Raw genomic sequence first — 20,526 nt, 5'->3', positions numbered from 1 at the left:
CGCCCTCTACAACTTTACGTCGCGCCGAAGAGTGGGATTTAACCGTTCTGCTAAAAAGTCGCCCAGAATATTGATCGACATAACGGTTAACAAAATTGCCAAACCGGGGATAATCGCGATCCACGAGGCGGAAAAAATATAGGAACGCCCCTCAGCAATCATCGACCCCCACGCGGGCGTTGGCGGTGGCACACCTACACCTAAAAAACTCAACGATGCTTCAAGCACAATCACCACACCAACCTGCAGTGTCGCAAGTACAATTAACGGACCCGCAATATTAGGCGCGATATGCCGCGCGATAATGTAAGGAGTTGAACATCCAGCACTGCGCGCAAGATCGACATAATCGGCATGTTTAATTTTAAGCGTTTCTCCACGAGCCATACGTGCATATTGGCTCCACAACACTAAGCTAACCACGATGACGACATTGGAGAACCCGGGTCCAAATATCACACCAAACAACAGCGCCAGCAAAATAACAGGAAAAGACATTGCCAAATCCACCAAGCGCATCAAAATGGCATCCCACCAACCGCCGAAATAGCCGGACAGCACACCCAAGATTGAACCAATCGACCCTGCAAATAAAATCGCTAAGCCACATACTGTTAGAGAGATTCGAGCACCGTACACCAAGCGACTTAAAATATCGCGGCCTAGACGGTCGGTACCCAACACATAGTCAGACGTGCCGCCCTCCTGCCACATCGGCGGTTGTAAACGATCAAGCAATACGCCGTGTAAAGGGTCGTGAGGTGCGATCCACGGCGCAAAGATACCGACAAGAATTAAGCCAGTGCAAACCGACGCGACGATAATTAAGGTAACCCGCTGGAACATCTTCGATTACCCTTTTGCTAAACGGATACGTGGATCAACCCAGGCATAGGTCACATCCACTAAAAGGTTAACGACAATAAACAATGCCGTCATTGACAGCACAACGGCTTGAATCACTGGAAAATCTCTATTGAGGATTGCTTCGAACGCCAAGCGCCCAACGCCAGGCCAAGAAAAAACAGTTTCAACAACTACCGCGCCGGTAATCATCGTTGCAAAAAAAGTCCCCATAAACGTTAACACCGGAATCAAGCTATTGCGCAACGCATGCTTCCAAACGATCTGAACTTCACTCAATCCTTTAATGCGGTTTAATTTGATAAATTCACTGGAAAGTGCTTCTGCCATGCTGGCACGAATTAAGCGCGTTACCGCCGCCGTCGTAAACAACCCCAATGTTAATGCAGGCAAGATGTAATGATTCCATTGGCCATACCCCGACGTTGGAAACCAACCTAGCTGCACACTAAACACGTACATCATGACAAGCCCCAGCCAAAAAGCTGGAATCGATTGACCTAACAACGCCATCAAACGTGCTAACGAATCCCACACTGACCCATAGTACACAGCCGCAACAACCCCTAGCGGCACACCAATACTTAGGCTAATCAGCAGCGCAACTCCTGCTAATTTCAATGACGCAGGAAAGCGCTCCATCAACATATCAATTGCGGGGCGCTGATCGCCAATGAGTGAATTACCAAAATTTCCACTCAGCACATTGCCAAGAAAATTAACATACTGGGTCGCGATGGGTTTATCTAATCCCAGCTCTGCGGTGACACGGGCCCGATCTTCGTCGGACGCATAATCACTTAATAAAAGCGATACAGGGTCACCAGTAGCACGCCCCAACACAAAGACCACCATACTCATTAACAGCAACGCAACCAGCATTTCAGAGAGGCGTTTTAGAATATAGGTCGACATTATTTCTGCCCCTGCTCGGTATTGGTGCTTTTGGTAATGAGATCCATATTCGTGACGTGCTGGCTAAGGGATGGCCAGCGACCAATTTTTTGTGTCGCACCGTATGGCTCGTTACTAAAGATAAGAAACACACCGGTTGCCTCGTCGTGAATCATCTCACCGAACTCACGAATGCGTTGAGAGCGAACCTCAGGATCAAGCGCATTACTGATGCCTGACAGCATCTCTTCTACGTTGTCGTTGGAGAATGTAGAAAATACACTTTCCGATGTATAACTGGCTTGCAAACCGACTAGCGGATTGGGGAAGGCGATACCGCGATGTGTCCAGACAAAACCCGTCGTCTTGCCATTAATTTGCGCGCCTCGAAGCGATATCCAGTCAATCGGAACGATACGAACGTCAATACCTATTTCTCGCCAATACATTGCAATAATTTCACCAATAATCGGCAACTCAGCACCTGGGCTGGTAGTAAAGGTTTTTAGCGTTACAGAAAAACCTTTCTCAAAACCAGCATCTTTCATCAATGCTTTGGCTTTGGCTGGATCATAGGGATAAGGCTTAATCGGAAAAAATTCTTGCGCTGGAAAATCGGTCCCGGCAATGCGCCCTTCACCATGAAAGATCGCATCCAAGATAGCTTGCTTATCCACTGCATAGTTAAGCGCTTGCCGAACGCGCTTATCTTGCCAGGGCACCTTGCCATTGAAATATTTCTCATTATTTGAGACTAGACCGCCGAGACGCACAATCGGCGACCACGAATTTTTAATCGACACTATATTCAGGCCATGTCGTTTTAAGCTTTTAATCGAGTCAAAATTAACGGGCGCCAGATCGGCTTCGCCGGTTCTCAGCATCGCAACACGAGTAGACTCTTCTGGTACTGCATAAAATGCAATGCGTTGGAAATCAGGTTCAACCCGCCAATGCGGCTTAGACTGTGAAATTGATTTCACAATAATCGACACACCACTATGCAATGACTCCAATTCAAATGCGCCCGTACCAATAGGTTTTGCATTGGCCTCTTCATCACCCACTTCGGTAACATAGCGCTTCGATACGATCATCGCCTGCATAGCATTCGATAAATACCCTTGAACAAAGGCGATGTCTGGTGTTTTTAGTTGAATTTGTAGCTGATAGGGTGACGTTTGGCGTACATGCTCAACGACAGCGCGCATTGAAGACGACGGCCCCGATACCGCAGATGGGTCCAATAAGCGCTCGAGAGAGTAAACCACATCTTCCGCAGTCAATTCGCCCCAGCCTTTATGAAATTGAATGCCCCGACGAATATTTAACGTCCACAACATGCCATCGTCTGATACATGCCAGTTTATTGCTAGGCCGGGCAATAGCTCGTGTGTATCGGGGTCAAGATAGGCCAGGTATTCATAGATAGTATCGAGGTAGAACTTTCTCCCCCCGCCACCTATCCAGGGTAAAAAAGTTTCCTCGTGCAAAGTCGACATCGCTACACGCAATGTTGCTTGTTGAGTAGACGCACTTGGTTTTTCGCTAGCACCAGCCGCAAGGCTTACAGCGAAGACACTAAGAACACATAAAACAATTCGGATGTTCGACAACATAATGCCCAAGGTATAGATAAAAAAGGAGCGGGACAAGCCCGCTCCGCAAGGGGAGACTCCACGTCTCACTACACTCTAACTGGAGTAAACGGCCGACAACTGGCTGGCCGTTAAGGTCTTCATGAAAAACAGGTTTAGAAGTTATAGACTGCTCGCAAACCAAACTGTCGGGGGGCACCGTAAATTGGCCCACCTGTTGCGCTCGATGAATTTTGAATTTGCGATGCAACATACTCCTCATCTCTAAGGTTAGTAACAAACCCTTCGATCATTAACTCATCAGTTGGCAAGTAAGTAAGTTTTGCATCCAATAGTGTTCGAGAATCAACACGCGTCTCAGGATGGTCAAACGGGGTTGCCAACTGGTCATCAATATGTGAAATCTGTAGGCGAGGAATCAACGTGCCGTCTCCGACCTCGAAATCATATTGAATGCCCGCGTTAAACGTAATATCGGGAGAGAACGGCAGTGTATCTCCAGCCTCTACCGTATTGTTCGCCCCAGCATTGGTATCGTTGAGCACCACATCTTCATCAAAGGTCGCATTTAGGTAGCTAAGGCCCACATTGAAACCTAATGCATTAAACGCCCCCGTTAACTCGACTTCGAAACCATACGCGCTTGCAGATGCTGCGTTTTCTGTCACGGGTAAAGGAGGTCCAAACAATGCTCTCAAGCTTGCAAACTGGATATCGGCGTAATCAGAATAAAACACATCGGCATTGACACGTAGTCGGCTATCGAACAACTCTGATTTTACACCTAGCTCGAGAACGTCATTAGTTTCAGGCTCAAACACGCCTTGACGTGGATCCAGGTTTACACCACCCGCTTTGTATCCGCGAGATAGCGTGCCGTACAACATGGTATCTTCACTAGCAAAAAAGTTTAAACCTAGACGCCCTGTTACTTTATCCGACTCCTGAGTTGTATCGCATGGAAAACAGTTGGGAGGAGGAGGTCCAGGTAAGGCAAAACGGGTATAGACTTGCTCGTCCTCCGAGTAGCGTGCACCGAAGGTTAGCTGTAGCGCTTCACTCAAATTCGCATCGATCTGACCAAAGACTGACTTCGATGTATTTTTCGCTTCGGCCTGAATCGTTGAGTTGGATGTATCAAAGTCCTCCGTGTTGTAATTATCACGTTCTAAAATAACCGGTACATCGTCACTCATAAAGAATGCACCCGCCACCCAATTCACAGTCTCGTTACCTTCTGAAATTAAGTTAACTTCGAGAATGTCGGTTTCGAAATCTGTTTGCGCCCGACTAATACGACCTGGATATAAAGCCCGGTTAGCCCCGCTTGCGGGTAATCCAGTTGGGATTGCAGGCGCTGTCGAGGTGCGGTCACCATCAGTCTGATCTTTTGTGTAACCATCTTGAGTAGAGTACAACGCTCGTAACGCCAAATTGTCAGAGAAGTCCCAACGACCTTCAACTGATGCTCGGTAACCTTTTTGGTCTAAATAACCGCGCCCATCGTACGAAATTTCAAATGGATCATCGTTAGGGTCGTTACGATCTTTTACTGCGATATTGCCAGTTTCATAGTCAAACGTTTCATATCGAAAGTTATACGTTTGGCTATCTGTTGGCGTTAATAATAAATTAGCTCGCATGCTTTTCAGATCGCTACTGCCGGGGTCCATTCCCGTTGAAGGCCCTTTATTGTCAACCCATCCATCACGTGTTTCATAAACACCCGCAATACGCAGCGCCGCAACGTCTGTTGCCAAAGGAAGGTTGGCACCTACTTGAGTTCGACTCCAACCGTAACTACCGAGAGTTTGGTCGATACTGCCAGAGAATTCATCAGTGTGAGGTTTTGGCGTCGTAACATAAATTGCACCGCCGGTAGAGTTTTGCCCAGTCAACGTCCCTTGAGGACCGCGCAATACTTCAATGGCACCGATATCGTAAAAGCTTTGCCCAATAAATTGCTCATGAGGAATCAAAACACCGTCAATATAATAGGCTACACCCGGATTGGACGTCGGTGCGGACTGAGCGATACCCACTCCACGAATATTAATGAATGTGGAACGATTATACGTATTGATCGCCAAGCTTGGTGCAACCTGCTGTAACTCATCAACGTTATCAACACCTTTTTGAATCAAGGAGTCACCGGTTAATACAGTCGCAGAGATGGGTGTTTCTTGAAGGTTAACTTCACGACGTTCAGAGGTGATAACAATCTCTTCGAGCACGGCACCGTTGAAAGCATCATCCTGTGCAAGCGCTACTGTTGCGCTACCGCTGAGCACAGCTATAGCACTTGCTAACAGTTTTTTACGGTAAAGTGGATTTGAATTCATTAAGGTTACTCCCGGAGTAGTCATTATTGTTATGTAAAAACGCCGCGGCAGGAATGTAGAAATTCGTAACACGTTGATATCAACAGGCTAGGCGACGTTATTCTTATAGTGGGCCAAACAGGCCCTTTGCCATATTTAGTTTTAACTACAAACTATGAAATCATTCTAGAGCAAGCAAACTCAGCTTGGCAATAGTTTGTATTGTAAACTAATACGTGCAGTATTTTTTTTATATAGCAATTGCGTTGCAGCCCTTTAATTTGGCCACTCCGCCTTAACACTGAACAAATCGAACACACCAGTCATACTCAACTTCAACGTGAAATTAACTGTTCATTACTCTTCTAGATAAACCCTGTAGCGAATAGAACAGTTTGAGCTATATAACTGAAACAGTAGAAGAAAAAATTTTTGCACTCCTCCTCACCAGCTCTCCTATACTTGAAACGAAGACCACGTTTTTGGCCATCTAAATAGGCCAGAGTCCTTTGAAGAGCAAACCATTGTAGGAGACGTAGTGATGGGAATTGCGACTTCGCTAAAGCAGCACCTAGATAGTATGGGTATCGCCTATATTGTCACCCAGCACCCCTACGCTGAGGGTTCGGCCAATACGGCCCGCAGCGCGAAAATCCCACCCCAGTGCATGGCTAAAGCCGTGCTCTTTCGTGACGAAGACTTTAACTATACGCTGGCAGTTCTTCCCGCCTCGCACAAAGTAAAGCGACACACAATTAACGAGATTTTTGATCGCCATATGGAGCTTGCGGATGAGGAAGAAACCCTAGAGCTATTTGGTGACTGCCAATTTGGAGCAATCCCAGCCGTGGGAATGGCCTATAACATCGATGTAATTTGGGATGATAGCTTGCAGGATGCTAGTTATATATGGATTGAGGCAGGGGATCATGAGCATCTAATTCGATTAGACGTTAATAGCTTCACTCGCTTAATGGATAACTCACTACATGAACACATTAGTACCGCGCAACGCTACCATCCCCCACCCAAGCAAGTACCACTTAGTTACTATTGGTAACCGCTAAGTGGGTTGTTACCGTTTGCGGTAACCCGTGCCCACTTTCGGGAAACAAAGGTAATTGGCGATGCTGGTCGCCCACCTGAGAGTCCCTTAGTCGTACACCAATACCAATCAACCTAACAGACTTGCCCGCACCTCGCTCAATTGCGTCTTCGCATAGGCGTCGATAGTCTTTAAGTGTGGTACCCGCACTCACTCGTTCTATTGTCGTGACAGAAAAATCTGAAAATTTCAACTTCAAAAACCCTTTCACCGGCTCATATCCTCTATCCAATTGACGCATTCGCCTTACAAGCTGTTGACTCAACGCCGGCAATTGACTCAAACATTCGCCTAAGCCCGATAAATCAGCAGCAAACGTGTGCTCAACGCTCAGCGACTTGCGTCGCCAGTTTGTTTTTACAGGTCGATCATCCTGCCCCCTCGCTAACTGGTAAAGGCGCGTACCCATGCTGCCGAAAGACGACGCCAGCTCTAGCTCAGACATGGATTGAAGATCGCCGCAGGTTTCAACGCCTAAATTTTTCAAACGTTGGGCCGTTACCTTGCCGACACCAAAGATACGTGAAACCGGTAAAGCCTTCACAAAGGCATCGACGTCAGCCGGGGAAATCGTCGTTAAACCATTCGGCTTTTGCCAATCGCTTGCCACTTTTGCGAGAAACTTATTAGGCCCAACACCAGCCGACACAGTGATGCCAATCTCCTCTTTTGCGCGTCTTCGTATCTCCTCTGCTATCAACGTCGCACTACCCTGGTATTGATCCGCCCCTGTTACATCAATGAATGCTTCATCCAATGATAAAGGCTCTATGATTTCCGAATATTCATCAAATATACGGCGAAGGCGGCGCGATGCCTCTTTGTAACGTTCCATATTGGGAGGGATAATTAACAAATCCGGGCAGAGGCGCATAGCATGAGCCGATGACATCGCGGAACGAACGCCATACTCCCGCGCCTCGTAATTGCAGGTCGATATAACGCCACGTCTTTCGCTTGCGCCGCCAACCGCAACGGGGCGACCAATAAGACTTTTATCAAACAGTGACTCCACTGCCACATAAAAGCAGTCGGCGTCACAATGTATTATTTTCCGCTGCACCAGAATGCTCCACACATACAAACAACTGTATTAATATACAGATATATACGACAAATAAACCTAATAGGCAAGCATGTTGAGTTTTCAACGCCTATTTAGATCAACCGCTGAGCAAAAAAGCTTGAATTTTTACCGAAAAGTAATACTTTAGGCTGCTTATCTAGACCAATCACACTCTGCTGCAAGGACAGGGGCACTTAATCATTCTTACTGACTCTTTCTCACTCCACTTTTTAAAATTTAATTAACGATTCCAAAGGAATACACCATGGCCGCACGCAAAAAAGCAAAAACAGTCGACCCGATCGCAAAACTTGAAGCCGCTCTAGCAAAAGCTAAAGCCGAGTTGGAAAAAGCGCGAGATAAACAACTCGCCGAAGCCGAGAAAAACCTGAAAAAGCTTCAAACTCAAGCTGCTGCGTCAACCAAGAAGGCGCAAGCTGCCAGCAAAAAAGTGGCTGTACTACGCAAGAAAAAAGCTAACGCCACTCAAGTATCCACCGCTAAGAAGGCTGCTGATGCGGCAAAGAGCGCCGTTGCAGAACTTAAAAGTGCTGCCAAAGATGCTGCAAGCCACCTCGGCGATTTGAAATCAGCACGTAGCAAAGCCGTCCAATTAGGCAAGGCTATCGCTAAAGAGGAAGCCGCGCTGGCCAAAAAATTAGCCGTGGAAGAGAAGAAGTTAGCCGCTAAAGCGAAAGCAGTTGCCAAACGGGCTGCCGCCAAAGCGAAAGTGCAAGAGAAGAAGTTAGCGGCCAAAGCAAAAGCTGTGGCTAAGAAAGCTGCAGCCGCTGCTAAAGCAAAAGAGAAGAAGCTAGCAGCCAAAGCGAAAGCTGCTGCCAAGAAAGCAGCCGCCACTGCTAAGGCAAAAGAGAAAAAACTCGCTGCTAAAGCGAAGGCCGCAGCGAAAAAAGCGCTAGCGAAAGAAAAGAAAGTCGCTAGCAAGGTAAAAGCAGCCGCAAAGAAAGCAAAAGCCAAAAAGGCACCCGCCAAAAAGGCCGCAGCAAAGAAAGCGCCGGCAAAGAAACGTCCAGCTAAAAAAGCAGCCGCAAAAAAGAAAGCATAATGATTGAAGTCGCAGCCCACAGGCCGCGCAACCTAAGAAGGGCTCTTACCAAGAGCCCTTTTTTACGTTTACAGATCAGGAACGCCAGCTCCTGACGAGTTATTATCCGTCTCTTCCGTAGCATCCTTGTCCGTTGCCTTCCAGGGGTGAATGTCAATATGCTTCTCGTCCCCTGCAAAGCGACACACGCCTAAGTACTTTAAGGTACTTCCACTCGTCCCTGCCGCATTAAAGCGCACATCGAATACCACGTCCTTACCCTGCTCTTTAGCCTCGGGCATTCCAGACACCTCTCGAGTCACACCTCGCATCTGCCCGGTTCGTAGCTCGATCTGTGCTGAACAGATCTCCCAATAACTCTCATATTCCTTCATTCGCCTTTGCTTTGCCAGCTCCTCGCTATTGGGTGGCGGTGGACGATTAATGATCTCCATACTTAAGCCGTCGATCAGCCAAGCGAATGTCTGACGCTGCTTATCTCGACAAGTAATTTTAAATACCGGGTGATCTGGTTTACTGCGTCCCTGACTGATAGTACCCGCGATTACATATCGACAACGCTCGGTGGCTTCACCCACTTCCACGGCCTGGTTAAGTGCTTTTTTGTAGCGATAATAATTGCGCGGTAGCCATAACTGCGACGGATCGACGGCAGCCATGGCAACATCTGCGAAAAGCAAACCGCTAACGCAAATTTGGCAAATTAGACTGCGCCAACTGATAGCTAACATAAGCATAGAGCACTACTTTCCTTTCTGGTTCTTGCTCTAAAAATTCAACACCCAAGATTGTCAAAGGCGATGACTTCGACTTGTCGGGCGGATTTATTCGTGTACGCACTTTAGCTTTGACGTTGATATGGTGAGGCAACGTCTCAATATGAAAATCACTGCTGATATAAACTTCATCACCAATCACCGCTACCGGCTGCTTTAACTCTAGCTTTGCGCCAGAGTAGCTGATGTCCGTCAGACGACCTTCTGTGGCGTTATGTTGCTTCGCGACGCTACGTACAAACACCGGCAAATTGACCTCGACCCGATCAGCGTTGCGAATCTCTTTGAATTCAACCTGTTTAGGGTAGCTAAGGTACATAACGGGAAATGGGTCGTTTTGTACCATCAAAATTTTTACTGGAAACACACAAATTCCACGACCTATCATTAACCGCGCGGTCGCGGTGACACCCGCTGATACGTCTTCTATTTGCCCGCCCGTCACAAGCTTTGAGGTCACGATATATTGGTTCGCCGTGCAGCCAATGTACTTGCAAAAGAATCGCTGCTTATTACCGCGCGAGTCAGGCACCTGGAGCTGTATGGGATACCCAGATTTGAGATGAAGATGAGCAAAATCGGTCATACACTGCGAACTACGGTTATAAATGCGGTTATTTATAAAAGTGTAGACGATTGAACGTAGTTAGCGTGAGGAAGGAAACCGCACCCCATTGACGGGGTGCAGGCCGTGCTGGACTAATTGTAGCGCGCGCCGATGACAGGCAAATGGCGACGCAATGGTCGTACGTAAGTCACCCATAGCTCTCCAAGCCTTTGCGGCAACAGCAGCATAACGGGTGTAAGCAGTAACGTTAAAAATGTCGAGAAGGTTAGACCATATACAATTGCGCTCGCCAACGGCACCCACTGCGTAGCAATCGGGCCACCGTGCGCAATACTGCGACCAATTAAGTCGACACTTAGCCCAAGCGCCATAGGCAACAACCCTAAAATGGTTGTGAAGGTGGTCAGAAATACCGGGCGCAAGCGCTGCGCGCTGGCCATCACGGTTACCTTGGCCAAACTCAACTGGGGGTTTTCTTTACGTAAATAGTTAAAGGTATCGATCAAAACAATATTGTTGTTGACCACAATACCCGCTAGAGCAACGATACCAGTACCTGTAAGAATGGTGCTGAACACCGATTGCGTCAGCACTAGACCTAGCAGCACACCGGCAGTTGACATGATGACGGCAGATAGAATTAAGGCCGCTTGATACAAACTATTAAATTGCGTCACCAGTAAGATAAACATCAAAAAGAGTGCTGAAAGCATCGCCACCCCCAAAAACGCTTGAGAGTTTTCTTGCTCCTCATTGCTTCCTCGGAAAACGGCCTCAACATCATCTTCCAGTGGATGCTCTTCCAAATACGCTTGGATTTTTTTCACCATGTCATCAGCCAACACACCATCATCTAGCCCGGCTTTTATTGTCATCACTTCGATGCCATCTACGCGATCAACTTTATCCACGGTGGGGCTCGGCACGCGCTGCACAAACGTCGCAATGGGTACAGCGCCTTGATTGGTATTAACACGCAATAATTTGAGTGAGTTTACGCCGCGATACTCTTCAGGAAACCGGACACGAATATCCACTGGCTCCTCTGCATCGTCTGGTCTGTATTCGCCAACCTTCACGCCGTTAGTAACCAACTGAACCGCTCGACCAATTTCGGTTAAGCTTGCGCCAAACTGCGCAGCGAGTGTGCGATCAACCTGCATCTCCCAAGTAATACCGGGTAATGGTGTACTGTCGACAACATCTATCAAACCTGGAATATCGTTTTCCATAACTTTTTGTATGCGTCGGGCTTCGCGAATTAATTTCTCACGATCAAATGATTCCAACTGAACATTGACCGGGCGACCAACGGGTGGCCCACCTTGAGGGGTATCAACAATCACTTTGATTCCGGGAAGGTTGGCTGTTTTTTCGCGAATTTCCAATAGCACTTCCCGTGGTGTCGTGGTTTCTAGATCTTTACCATCCGCTAGCTCAACAAAAACTGAACCCACCTGGTCTTTAATCGATTCACCACCAAAATTACTGGCACCACTAAACGCGTTGGTCAGCAATACACCATGTATATTGCCGATAATGTCTTCTACTTCGCCAACTAGCTCGGACGTTTCTTCGACACTTAGATTACCTTGCGCACGAATTTTGACGTCGACATACTTCGGTTCCGACTCGGTAAAAAACTCAACCCCAGCATTAAATTTACCAAACAGCATAAATATGAGGATAAGTAAGACGAGCCCTGCAAAAGCGGTGCGGCCGACTCGTTGAGTCAGTTGCGTAAGCAACCGCGCATAGCCGCCAGTGAAGCCACGAAGTTGTTCGGGGTTCGGTGATTCCAGGTCGCGTAGATTTTGCAACATGCTTTCCGAGCCTTCACCGTGCGGCGTGCTCCCGATGAAACTACCAATAACTGGCGCGAACAATAGTGCATAAAATAACGAACCCAATAACACTGCAAAAACCGTTACCGGCAAATAGCGCATAAATTCGCCGGCCACACCCGGCCAAAACATTATTGGTAAGAACGCTGCCAAGGTAGTCGCCGTGGACGCAAGTACAGGCCAAAACATTCGTTGAACCGCAATAGAATAGGATTCTTTAGGCGATAGACCCTCTGCCATTTTTCGATCGGCAAATTCCGTAACAACGATTGCGCCATCAATCAACATCCCCAACGCCAACAACATGCCGAACATCACCATCATGTTGAAGGAAAAACCAATAGAGTTCAGGATAATTAGCGCGAACAATAACGAGAACGGGATACCAAAACCTACAATAAGCCCTGATCGCATGCCCAGTGCAGCAACAACAATGACCATTACTAACGCCATTGCGGTTAAAATGTTTCCCTGCATTTCTGTCACCATACTAATGGTGAACTCGGACTGATCTTGGGTGAAGTCGACGTCAACGCCTTTAGGAATGGTACCGCGCTCCTCTTCTACCAACTGGCGCACTTGTTGTACTAATTCGATATCGTTGACACCTGTTCGCTTGGTAATACGAATGGCAATAGCACGATTCCCATTAACACTGTTAAATCCGCGGGGATCTTTAAATGTACGACGAACTTCGGCAACGTCACTGAGTTTTACCGCGCCCGTAGTGGTGGTTTTTACTGGGAGGTCATAAAGGTCTTGCGCAGTCTCAATCAACCCTGGCACTTTGACCGAGAAGCGTCCTTGCCCAGCCTGCAACTCCCCTGCTGGCACTAACCGGTTGTTGTTTGCAATTGCGCGCGCAAACTCGTCACCCGTAATGCCATACAACTCTAAACGTGCGGGGTCGACAATGGCTTCCGCCACTTCTTCTCGGTGCCCGACTAGTTCCGCAGAGAGAACTAAGCTAATCGCATCAATTTTGCGTTTCAAATCCTGTGCAGTTTGGTAGACGATGCGTTCGTTCACATCGCCACCCACCGTCACCACTAATGAGACAGTGCCCTGCGCAGACAATTCAGTGATGATAGGCTCTTCCGCTTCTTGTGGCAGTTCAGCTTTAGCACTATTGACCGCAGCCCGGACATCTTCAAGGGAACTGTCGAGGTCAGCTTCCGCATTAAAACGTACCATTACAGTCGCAATAGATTCTTGTGCCGTAGCGACAATTTCGTCTAGATCATCCAGCGCACGTAACTCTTTTTCGAGCGGCTTGACGAGCATGCGAGCACCGTCTTGCGGAGAAATACCATCATGATATACCTGCACCATGACCATCGGCACGGAAACATCGGGGTTAGCCTCAGTGGTCATTAAGGCTCGCGATGCTAAACCAGCAATCAAGATAAACACCAATATGCTGAAGGTGCTTCGCGCACGCGACACCGCGCTGACTAAAAAGCTCATACTATGAAACTCTTTTGGGGTAATTTAATTGAATGGTTAACGTGCCGTGGTGGATACTGCTTCACTTTCCTCACCAACGGTTTCTTCTGCATTGGGCTCATCTTTTGAGACTGTCATCCCACTATCGTCAACTTCGTCATTGGTAGGCGACGCACCTTCATCTGACGTCGGCACGTCTTCAGAGGCCGCCGTGCGAGAAGCTGGTTCGGGCGTGTCTAAAGAAACCGTAACCACATCGCCATTCGCTACATACTCTTGGCCAACAGTGATTAACAATGTTTTCTCCGGTAGACCAGTAACCCACAGGCCTTCAGCGCTATCACCGATAACATCGACATTGTAAAACTGCACTGTGTCATTCTCATCGACGGTGCGCACCCCGATCTTTCCTTGATCATCCAGCATCAGCAAAGACGCTGTGATCAGATGCGCTTTGACATCGCGCACTGCAATTGCGATTTCGGCCGTAATACCACTGAAAAACAACATTTCAGGATTATCTATCGCAACTTCGACACGAAAGGTGCGCGTGATGTCTTCAGACTGACGAGCGATGTAACGAATATTGCCGCTCAACTCGACGCCAGTTTTTAAACGCGCGAAAGCGCGTGCATTAGGCTGCAAATGAATCACTTCGTCTTCCGACACTTCACCGCTCACCACCAACGGATTCATATCTAAGACCGTGGCACAGGTGTCGCCGACTCGCATTAGCGTTCCAATTTCGACCGGCCGGTATTCAATCACGCCATCGAAAGGCGCACGGATAGACGTTTTTTCTAAATCTATTTTACGGCGCAATTCCTGTGCCTCCGCCGCTTCTAAGCGTGATTTCGCGCTCGCAATGGCTGTCTCTGATTGATATCCGCCGGTTTTCAGTCGCAATGACCCTTCGTATTCTATCCGCGCTTGTTCAACAGCCGCTTGCGCTTCCTGCAAGCGCAGTTCGCGATCCTCTACCGCCAGTCGACAGATCACTTCATCTTTTTTAACTAACTGACCTTTGGCAAAAAGCAATGCCTCTACTTGACCTGCAACTTCTGCCTTTAAATCCACTCGACGATTGGCTTCCGTTTTTCCCTGAACACCAACCCTCAATGGATAGGTAACAGCTTCGATATGGCGACCACGAACGGAACTCCGCTCCTGAGATTTTTCAGAATTTGCCGCCTGCTCGGACGCTTCATCTTGAGAGCCAGTAAACACACCCGACAACAACCATAGCCCCATCAACAGCGCGATAATCATCGAGTAGCGGGTATTAGGGTTGCCCCAAAGTGAATTGAAAACATTACGCATAGCAGCTTCGCCAATAAACAAATAAGGCTGGAGTTTTCCAGCCACATTACATGAAAGAGGGTAAACAAATTTACGTGGAATGAAGCATCACTATGGTTGGGTGATATTATCCACTCAAGTAAATTAGTGTTTAGATCTACTGAGCCGCGCTAATGAACCACAAAACAGTGATTCTGCTCGCTCTGTCATTGAGGGATTAAATAGAAAAACGCGGAAAGAGCCGAACACGCCTCATCAAATGAGGCGCATATTTTATGCCCAGTACTGGCATCATACAAGTAAACTTACTCTACGCCAGCGACTAATTCGGGTTTGATTGCACCGCCGTCATTCAGCGATAAAACGCCAAAATTAGCATTCCATTGCACTAGCAATTTAGCCAAATCTCCCGCTTGCGCGTTGAGGGAGACTAACTCTTCAAGGGTATCTTTAGGGCCAACATACAGCTTGACCTTGTGATGAAGTCCCGCAAGCTCAGAGTGTGGATACTTCATGCGGTAGACATCCAACTTCCAACGTAGGTTATGGACTGTGTTTCGGTAAAACGCTAACTTTGTAGGCAAGGTAATGGTTCTAAAGTCGTCGACCTCACCAAATACTGTAAAGTCAGTGCCAAAAGCCACCACTTTGCGGCAGTTAGCGTCAGCAACCAAGGTGGCTGTGCGCTGGCGATTACCTAACAGCATCGCTACGTCACCAAATACCTCGCCAGGCGTTATGTAATTGACAGGTGCGGCCTCACGCGTTTCGTCTCCAACAAATACGGCGAGTTGCCCTTTTAGTAAAAAATAATGCCAGTTGTCATACTCGCCGCTGCGAAGTACAACCTCACCAGGCTCGAAGTCGACTATGCGTGAATGTGTTAAGAGGACTTCGAACTGCCAAGGGTCGTTCTGCTTGACCATTTTATAAAATGGTACCGAAGCCAATAACTGATCTACTGATTTGCGAGTGGTGACATCAAACTGTTTAACATCCATAGTGCTTAAATATAGCTCCAATATTTACATCTGCGCTGATTGCCGAGACACCCTCACAACAGCATAGCGATACTAGCCTGATCTACAGGGTGCGTATGACGCCATCCACACAAAGTGAGAACTACCGCGCAAAAAAATCTTCCAAATTTTGGCTGCAACAGGCAGTTTTCGCTGAGGGGTAAATTAATTGGATGAAAGGCAAACGATTTTAACATCCTAAAATCCTATCGCATTTAGGATAATAAACTTCATTAGCGAATATTTTAGGACAGAGAGCCTAAGGCGTCAGCTCGATTAGCCTACCTGACAGAACTACCGATCACTTTTTCATTGGGGCCCAGCTGGCAGCTGTTTACTCGAATTCTCAAATATCCTATAACTCGATCACATAATCAGATGACCGATCGACGAACCGGTCAGCTAAATTTTCATCCTGACGATTTAACCGCGATAACAAATATAACGTTACTAGGTTGGAGTTGCGCTTCATGAATATCCGTAAATTTACACAATTTGCAACGGGGCTAGCACTGTGTGTTGCCTCTAGCTGGGTGCTAGCCAAACCAGCCCTAAACGGCATGGCACCGCATACAGAGCTCGGCAAGGAGCGCTTTATAGCGGCGCTTTATTCAAACACGCTATCGAAAGACGCAAATGCGATCCTCAATAGTACTGAAGCTCGCCGCATGGAGCTGAAAGTCACAGCGCGCTTTTTGTCCGCGCGCAGCCTGAACAGCATGTGGATCGAAGGCATGGCGATTAACAATAGTTCAACTGAGCTCGAAGCTCACGCGGAAAACCTTGCCAAGCTAACCAACATGGTTCGTAAACGCTTACTCCAAGGGGATGTCCTCGCTATTGACTACGCACCCAGCATAGGCACTACTGTCTCAGTCAATGATGTCGAACTTGGCACCATTGCCTCCCCAGAATTTTTCCCGCTATTACTTCGAAGCTGGATTGGCCGCGTTCCGCTGTCTTCTGATTTCCGCAAGCAATTACTTGCCGAAGGTGATGTCGGTGCAAGCATTGCTGGACGCTATGCCTCAATAGAGCCAGATCCAGCTCGTATTGAAGTCGTGTCCGGTTGGGCCAACAGCAAGCCTCCAGCTCCACCTGCTGCCTTAGACGCTGATTCAGAGGAAGCTAGCTCAACCCCTCAACTTGCCATTGCGCCTCCCCCTCCTCCGGTCAAGCTCTCACCACCGCCAGGTAACGTCGACACTGCACCAGCACCGACTAGACAGCCTTCTCGTAGCCAAGCACAGTCGACTGTCGAAGCAATTAAAAAGCAGGATCCGCAAAAAGTAGCCGCCTCACTACCTAAAAACAAGCCAGCACCGGCGCAACCCAAGGCGACAGAGCAGCCTAAGCCACCGGCAGAGCCCAAACCAGAACCAGTGGTAGTTGCGAAAGCCGCTACGCCCGCTCCGGCGGTAGAAGACGAAGAGGACGATGATTTTGAGGAAGAGATATTCTCAGCAACTAGCCTACTGGACCGACAGTTCTATGTTTCTTCTTCACTCTTCTCTATTCAAAAAAACGTGAAGTACCCACGTCGCGCCTTGGAGCGGCAACAGCAAGGCACCGTGCGCTTGGCAATTACCGTCGACAGAAATGGCGCAGTGCAACAAATCGTTACGGTCGAAGAATCCAAGCACAGAGCGCTTGATCGGGCCGCCGTTGATGCAGTTGAAGACGCTTCTCCATTTGCCACGGTGCCTAACGGTGTTGGTGGTGACTCGTTTACATTTACGGCACCGATTACTTTCGCGCTCAAATAGTTTGAGCGATTGCCATCAACAAAAATGCCGGCTTTAAGCCGGCATTTTTGGTTTTGAGGGGCAAAAATTAGAGTTAACGTATAGTCGACATACGATCAATAATGACCTTGCGGATACTCTGCTGCTCAAGATTTGAAATGGTTGAAATTGCGTCGAGGTTAATCGAGTGGAGATGTAAGCATGGCGTACTTGCGTTCAACTCTCGCAAGTCCCCTTTCATTAACACCGGCAACAACGCTTTTCCTGCAGGGCGCTGCTGATTAACCACTCGTAACCCCACCTGTAGCGGAACCGCCCGATATTTAGTTTTTCCACTTTTAAAAGGTATGGTGAGGTAGGCGCCACTCTTACCAACCATAGCTCCAGGGATGATATTCAGTCCTGTCGCAACAACTGCATCTTCAGGGATGCCATTATAGTTGTCGTGGTGTGCATAGGGGTTCGGTAGGATAACGAGCTTTCTGTCTTCTTCTTTAGGAAAGAATAGGTTGTAGTTGGTATAGAGCTGATTGACGGAATTTGAATAAACACAAATCTTGTTTTCGAAACTCATGACAAAATCGATAGCACGCTGTCGCTGCTTAAAGCTATCGAGATCCCAAACGAGATCTTTGTTATCCGTTGCCAAATCCACCTTTGTCCCCTCAAGCTTTCCAAATAGCCCTCAGCAGCCCATACAGCGCTGAGCCCTCTATTCCTCGCGAAGGGTGACGTAAAGGTACCTACAGCAGAAACCGTTAGGCGGATATATCACTGCCAGCGCGAGGCAATCGTTATATGATGGCGTAGTTATTCCACGATGCCAAGTATCTACTAGGCATTAAGAATAAATTTTTATAGCGGAAATGAACGACGGTGATATTTAAAACAGCTCGATACTTTTTTGCTCTGGGCCTGGTGTGCGCTTATTGGGCGGCGCATCCGTCGATTCTGGGTCTCGAGAAAGCGCATCTTCTACCATGGCAGCATTGATTAGCGCCTTATCCATGTCCTCGCAAAGCGTATAAAATGCATCGTCGACCCGGAGCCCCTCGTTAAAAATACGGTTCGTATCGACCACACAGTGGGTAACAACTTCATCGAAAAACTTTTCTTGTTCTTCGCTAAGCGCTAAGTTTGGTATGCGTTCGCTAACCGCATCAGCGAGATCTTCTACTACCGTAGCGATATCCCTCATTACTTTCTGATAGGAATTATCGATTTCTGTCATCACCCGTCGAACATCTTCTGACAACTTGGTGAGTGCGGCTTTTTCATCGCGCAGTTTACTCTGCGCGTCGAGCGCCTTGATTCGCGCGTCTATCCCCATTAACAGCGCCTGCACATTATCCTTTATACTGCCGTATCGCTTCTGATTGTCTAGCGGCATATTGCGCACAAGGATGCTGGCTTGACCATAATTCATGATTGTGCGTTTTCCAAAATCAATGTACCTACCCGCACCGGCCATTTGTTCCAATAGCTGCGACTCCAGATCCTTCGCCATGCCGTTTGCTTCCATGTTCTTAATTCCATAGAGGCTGCGCATTTGCAAGCTGCACGAGAGTTCGTAACGAGATAAGGTTGAAAACAGCAACTGCCCAAGCTCATCCAAGTTATCACAATTATTGGCATCAACTAGGAACTGAACATTTGAGCCCAAATCACTATTATCCGCCATTGCAGTAAATGCTGTTTCGTTCGCAGCCATTAACCGGCTCTGTAACTGCTCATTGGCGATGGTATTAAAAATTGATTTGTGAATTCGCGCTGCCACTTCCTCGATACTGTCATTTGCATGCAATACATCGTCACAGCCTAATTCAAATGCGCGCAACTTATGACGTAGTTCTTCAATCGGCGACAACACAATAACAGGTTGAGACTTCACGGCCTCATCCTGCAAGAAGTCTTCGTAGCAATCGATATCAAACTCACCATTAGCGATGAGATCTAGAATCAATACCTTATATTCAGTATCACAGAGCAATTCAAGACATGCCTGCTGATCAGTAGCTGACGCATGAGCAAAAGATTGCGCAATATATTCAGCGACCTTTGACGGCCCCTGTGGCTGATAGATAAGAATTTTGTGTTCTTTGGACACTCGCTGCCTCCTGCAAGTTTGACCATACAAACGACATACCTGTATTAAGGTTTAGCTGAAAAAGTACATTAGTGCCATGCAAAGGCACCTAAAACAACAAATTCAGCGCGAGGCAGCAGCAAATTGTTTATTGCCTTATTTATTATATGGTTTAAAAGGAATGAAACAGGGAACGAGAGTGGAACTATTGATGCTCGGGCCTACATCCAACGAAGCTTTCTCTACAGTATTGGTACAGGGATTGAGCCTCCTCTTCGTAGTCTTCTCCAGGCTCAACTACTTTAGAAAAAATTATTTTCTTACGGCTGTAATCAAAACCAATCACTAGAATAGGCACACCCGCTGTGCGCGCAATACGAACAAAACCAGTTTTGAATTTGGTCACCTTTTTACGCGTACCCTCAGGGGTAATAACAACCCAAATGCTATCCTCTTCGGCAATTTTTCTGGCGACCTGGTTAACCACCCGAGCTGGCTGCGATCGATCCACAGGTATACCACCAACAGTCATTAACAAGCTTTTAAAAGGCCAGAAAAATGCCTCTTGCTTCATTATATAGGAGGCCTTCAGCTGCAAAGAAAACTTAGCCAGCATTGCAATAAAGAAGTCCCAATTCGATGTGTGTGGTGCGAGAATAACAATAGCTTTTTTTACTTTGGGTATCTCGCCCTCAAAACTCCAACCCATTTTCTTGAAAACATATCCGAACAGACGGTCTAGCACAGGCCAATACATTCGCGGCATGGTGTCAGGTATGTGTTGGCAAAAATTATTATTGTGATCTGACATAAGATTTTGCAAAAAATTAGA

16 protein-coding genes are annotated in these 20,526 nt (G+C 47.5%); 3 read left to right on the top strand and 13 right to left on the bottom strand.

What is annotated here, in order from left to right:
* Positions 1-6: 6 nt before the first annotated feature.
* From ACZ5NB_RS04135 to ACZ5NB_RS04120, 4 genes are all read right to left on the bottom strand, one after another.
* Positions 7-846: an ABC transporter permease gene (locus ACZ5NB_RS04135; protein WP_460231722.1), complete on the bottom strand. Its 840-nt coding sequence runs from the start codon at positions 844-846 to the stop codon at positions 7-9.
* 6 nt (positions 847-852) lie between these two features.
* A complete protein-coding gene (locus ACZ5NB_RS04130; RefSeq protein WP_460231721.1) occupies positions 853-1,779 on the bottom strand; it encodes an ABC transporter permease in 927 nt (308 codons plus the stop codon).
* The gene (locus ACZ5NB_RS04125) at positions 1,779-3,413 is read right to left on the bottom strand and encodes an ABC transporter substrate-binding protein (RefSeq protein WP_460231720.1); all 1,635 of its coding nucleotides are present in this window, start codon (positions 3,411-3,413) and stop codon (positions 1,779-1,781) included. The genes ACZ5NB_RS04130 and ACZ5NB_RS04125 overlap by 1 nt, the downstream gene beginning before the upstream one ends.
* Positions 3,414-3,511: 98 nt before the next feature.
* Positions 3,512-5,698, bottom strand: coding sequence for a TonB-dependent receptor (locus ACZ5NB_RS04120; protein ID WP_460231719.1), 2,187 nt, complete (start codon positions 5,696-5,698; stop codon positions 3,512-3,514).
* Positions 5,699-6,218: 520 nt separating this feature from the next.
* Here ACZ5NB_RS04120 and ACZ5NB_RS04115 point away from each other — a divergent pair.
* The gene (locus tag ACZ5NB_RS04115; protein WP_460231718.1) at positions 6,219-6,737 is read left to right on the top strand and encodes an aminoacyl-tRNA deacylase; all 519 of its coding nucleotides are present in this window, start codon (positions 6,219-6,221) and stop codon (positions 6,735-6,737) included.
* Here ACZ5NB_RS04115 and dinB read toward each other — a convergent pair.
* A complete protein-coding gene (gene dinB, locus ACZ5NB_RS04110) occupies positions 6,721-7,845 on the bottom strand; it encodes a DNA polymerase IV (RefSeq protein ID WP_460231717.1) in 1,125 nt (374 codons plus the stop codon). The two genes, ACZ5NB_RS04115 and dinB, sit on opposite strands and share 17 nt — an antisense overlap.
* A gap of 268 nt (positions 7,846-8,113) precedes the next feature.
* On the opposite strand from dinB, the gene ACZ5NB_RS04105 reads away from it, so the two are divergent.
* Positions 8,114-8,911 (top strand): hypothetical protein, encoded by a 798-nt coding sequence (locus ACZ5NB_RS04105; protein ID WP_460231716.1) that lies wholly within the window; start codon positions 8,114-8,116, stop codon positions 8,909-8,911.
* Positions 8,912-8,979: 68 nt separating this feature from the next.
* Here ACZ5NB_RS04105 and ACZ5NB_RS04100 read toward each other — a convergent pair whose 3' ends face one another.
* From ACZ5NB_RS04100 to ACZ5NB_RS04080, 5 genes are all read right to left on the bottom strand, one after another.
* Entirely contained in the window at positions 8,980-9,570 is a 591-nt protein-coding gene (locus ACZ5NB_RS04100; RefSeq protein WP_460231715.1) for a hypothetical protein, read from the bottom strand.
* Between the two features lie 25 nt (positions 9,571-9,595).
* Positions 9,596-10,273: a flagellar brake protein gene (locus tag ACZ5NB_RS04095; protein ID WP_460231714.1), complete on the bottom strand. Its 678-nt coding sequence runs from the start codon at positions 10,271-10,273 to the stop codon at positions 9,596-9,598.
* A 113-nt stretch (positions 10,274-10,386) separates the two neighbouring features.
* Complete coding sequence (locus ACZ5NB_RS04090; RefSeq protein WP_460231713.1) at positions 10,387-13,566, bottom strand: efflux RND transporter permease subunit; 3,180 nt, start codon at positions 13,564-13,566, stop codon at positions 10,387-10,389.
* 36 nt (positions 13,567-13,602) lie between these two features.
* Complete coding sequence (locus ACZ5NB_RS04085; protein ID WP_460231712.1) at positions 13,603-14,865, bottom strand: efflux RND transporter periplasmic adaptor subunit; 1,263 nt, start codon at positions 14,863-14,865, stop codon at positions 13,603-13,605.
* 284 nt (positions 14,866-15,149) lie between these two features.
* Complete coding sequence (locus tag ACZ5NB_RS04080) at positions 15,150-15,845, bottom strand: cyclic nucleotide-binding domain-containing protein (protein WP_464107849.1); 696 nt, start codon at positions 15,843-15,845, stop codon at positions 15,150-15,152.
* 488 nt (positions 15,846-16,333) lie between these two features.
* Here ACZ5NB_RS04080 and ACZ5NB_RS04075 point away from each other — a divergent pair, with 488 nt between their 5' ends.
* On the top strand, positions 16,334-17,629 hold the full coding sequence (locus ACZ5NB_RS04075) for a TonB family protein (protein ID WP_464107848.1): 1,296 nt from the start codon (positions 16,334-16,336) through the stop codon (positions 17,627-17,629).
* 73 nt (positions 17,630-17,702) lie between these two features.
* On the opposite strand, the gene ACZ5NB_RS04070 is transcribed toward ACZ5NB_RS04075, so the two are convergent.
* The 3 genes from ACZ5NB_RS04070 to ACZ5NB_RS04060 form a co-directional block, all read right to left on the bottom strand.
* A complete protein-coding gene (locus ACZ5NB_RS04070) occupies positions 17,703-18,263 on the bottom strand; it encodes a hypothetical protein (RefSeq protein WP_460231709.1) in 561 nt (186 codons plus the stop codon).
* Between the two features lie 228 nt (positions 18,264-18,491).
* Entirely contained in the window at positions 18,492-19,715 is a 1,224-nt protein-coding gene (locus ACZ5NB_RS04065; protein WP_460231707.1) for a response regulator, read from the bottom strand.
* Positions 19,716-19,899: 184 nt separating this feature from the next.
* A complete protein-coding gene (locus tag ACZ5NB_RS04060) occupies positions 19,900-20,505 on the bottom strand; it encodes a 1-acyl-sn-glycerol-3-phosphate acyltransferase (RefSeq protein WP_460231706.1) in 606 nt (201 codons plus the stop codon).
* Between the last annotated feature and the right edge of the window lie 21 nt (positions 20,506-20,526).

The sequence above is a fragment of the Aurantivibrio plasticivorans genome, assembly GCF_055392955.1.
This window is presented reverse-complemented; position numbering and strand designations above follow the sequence as displayed.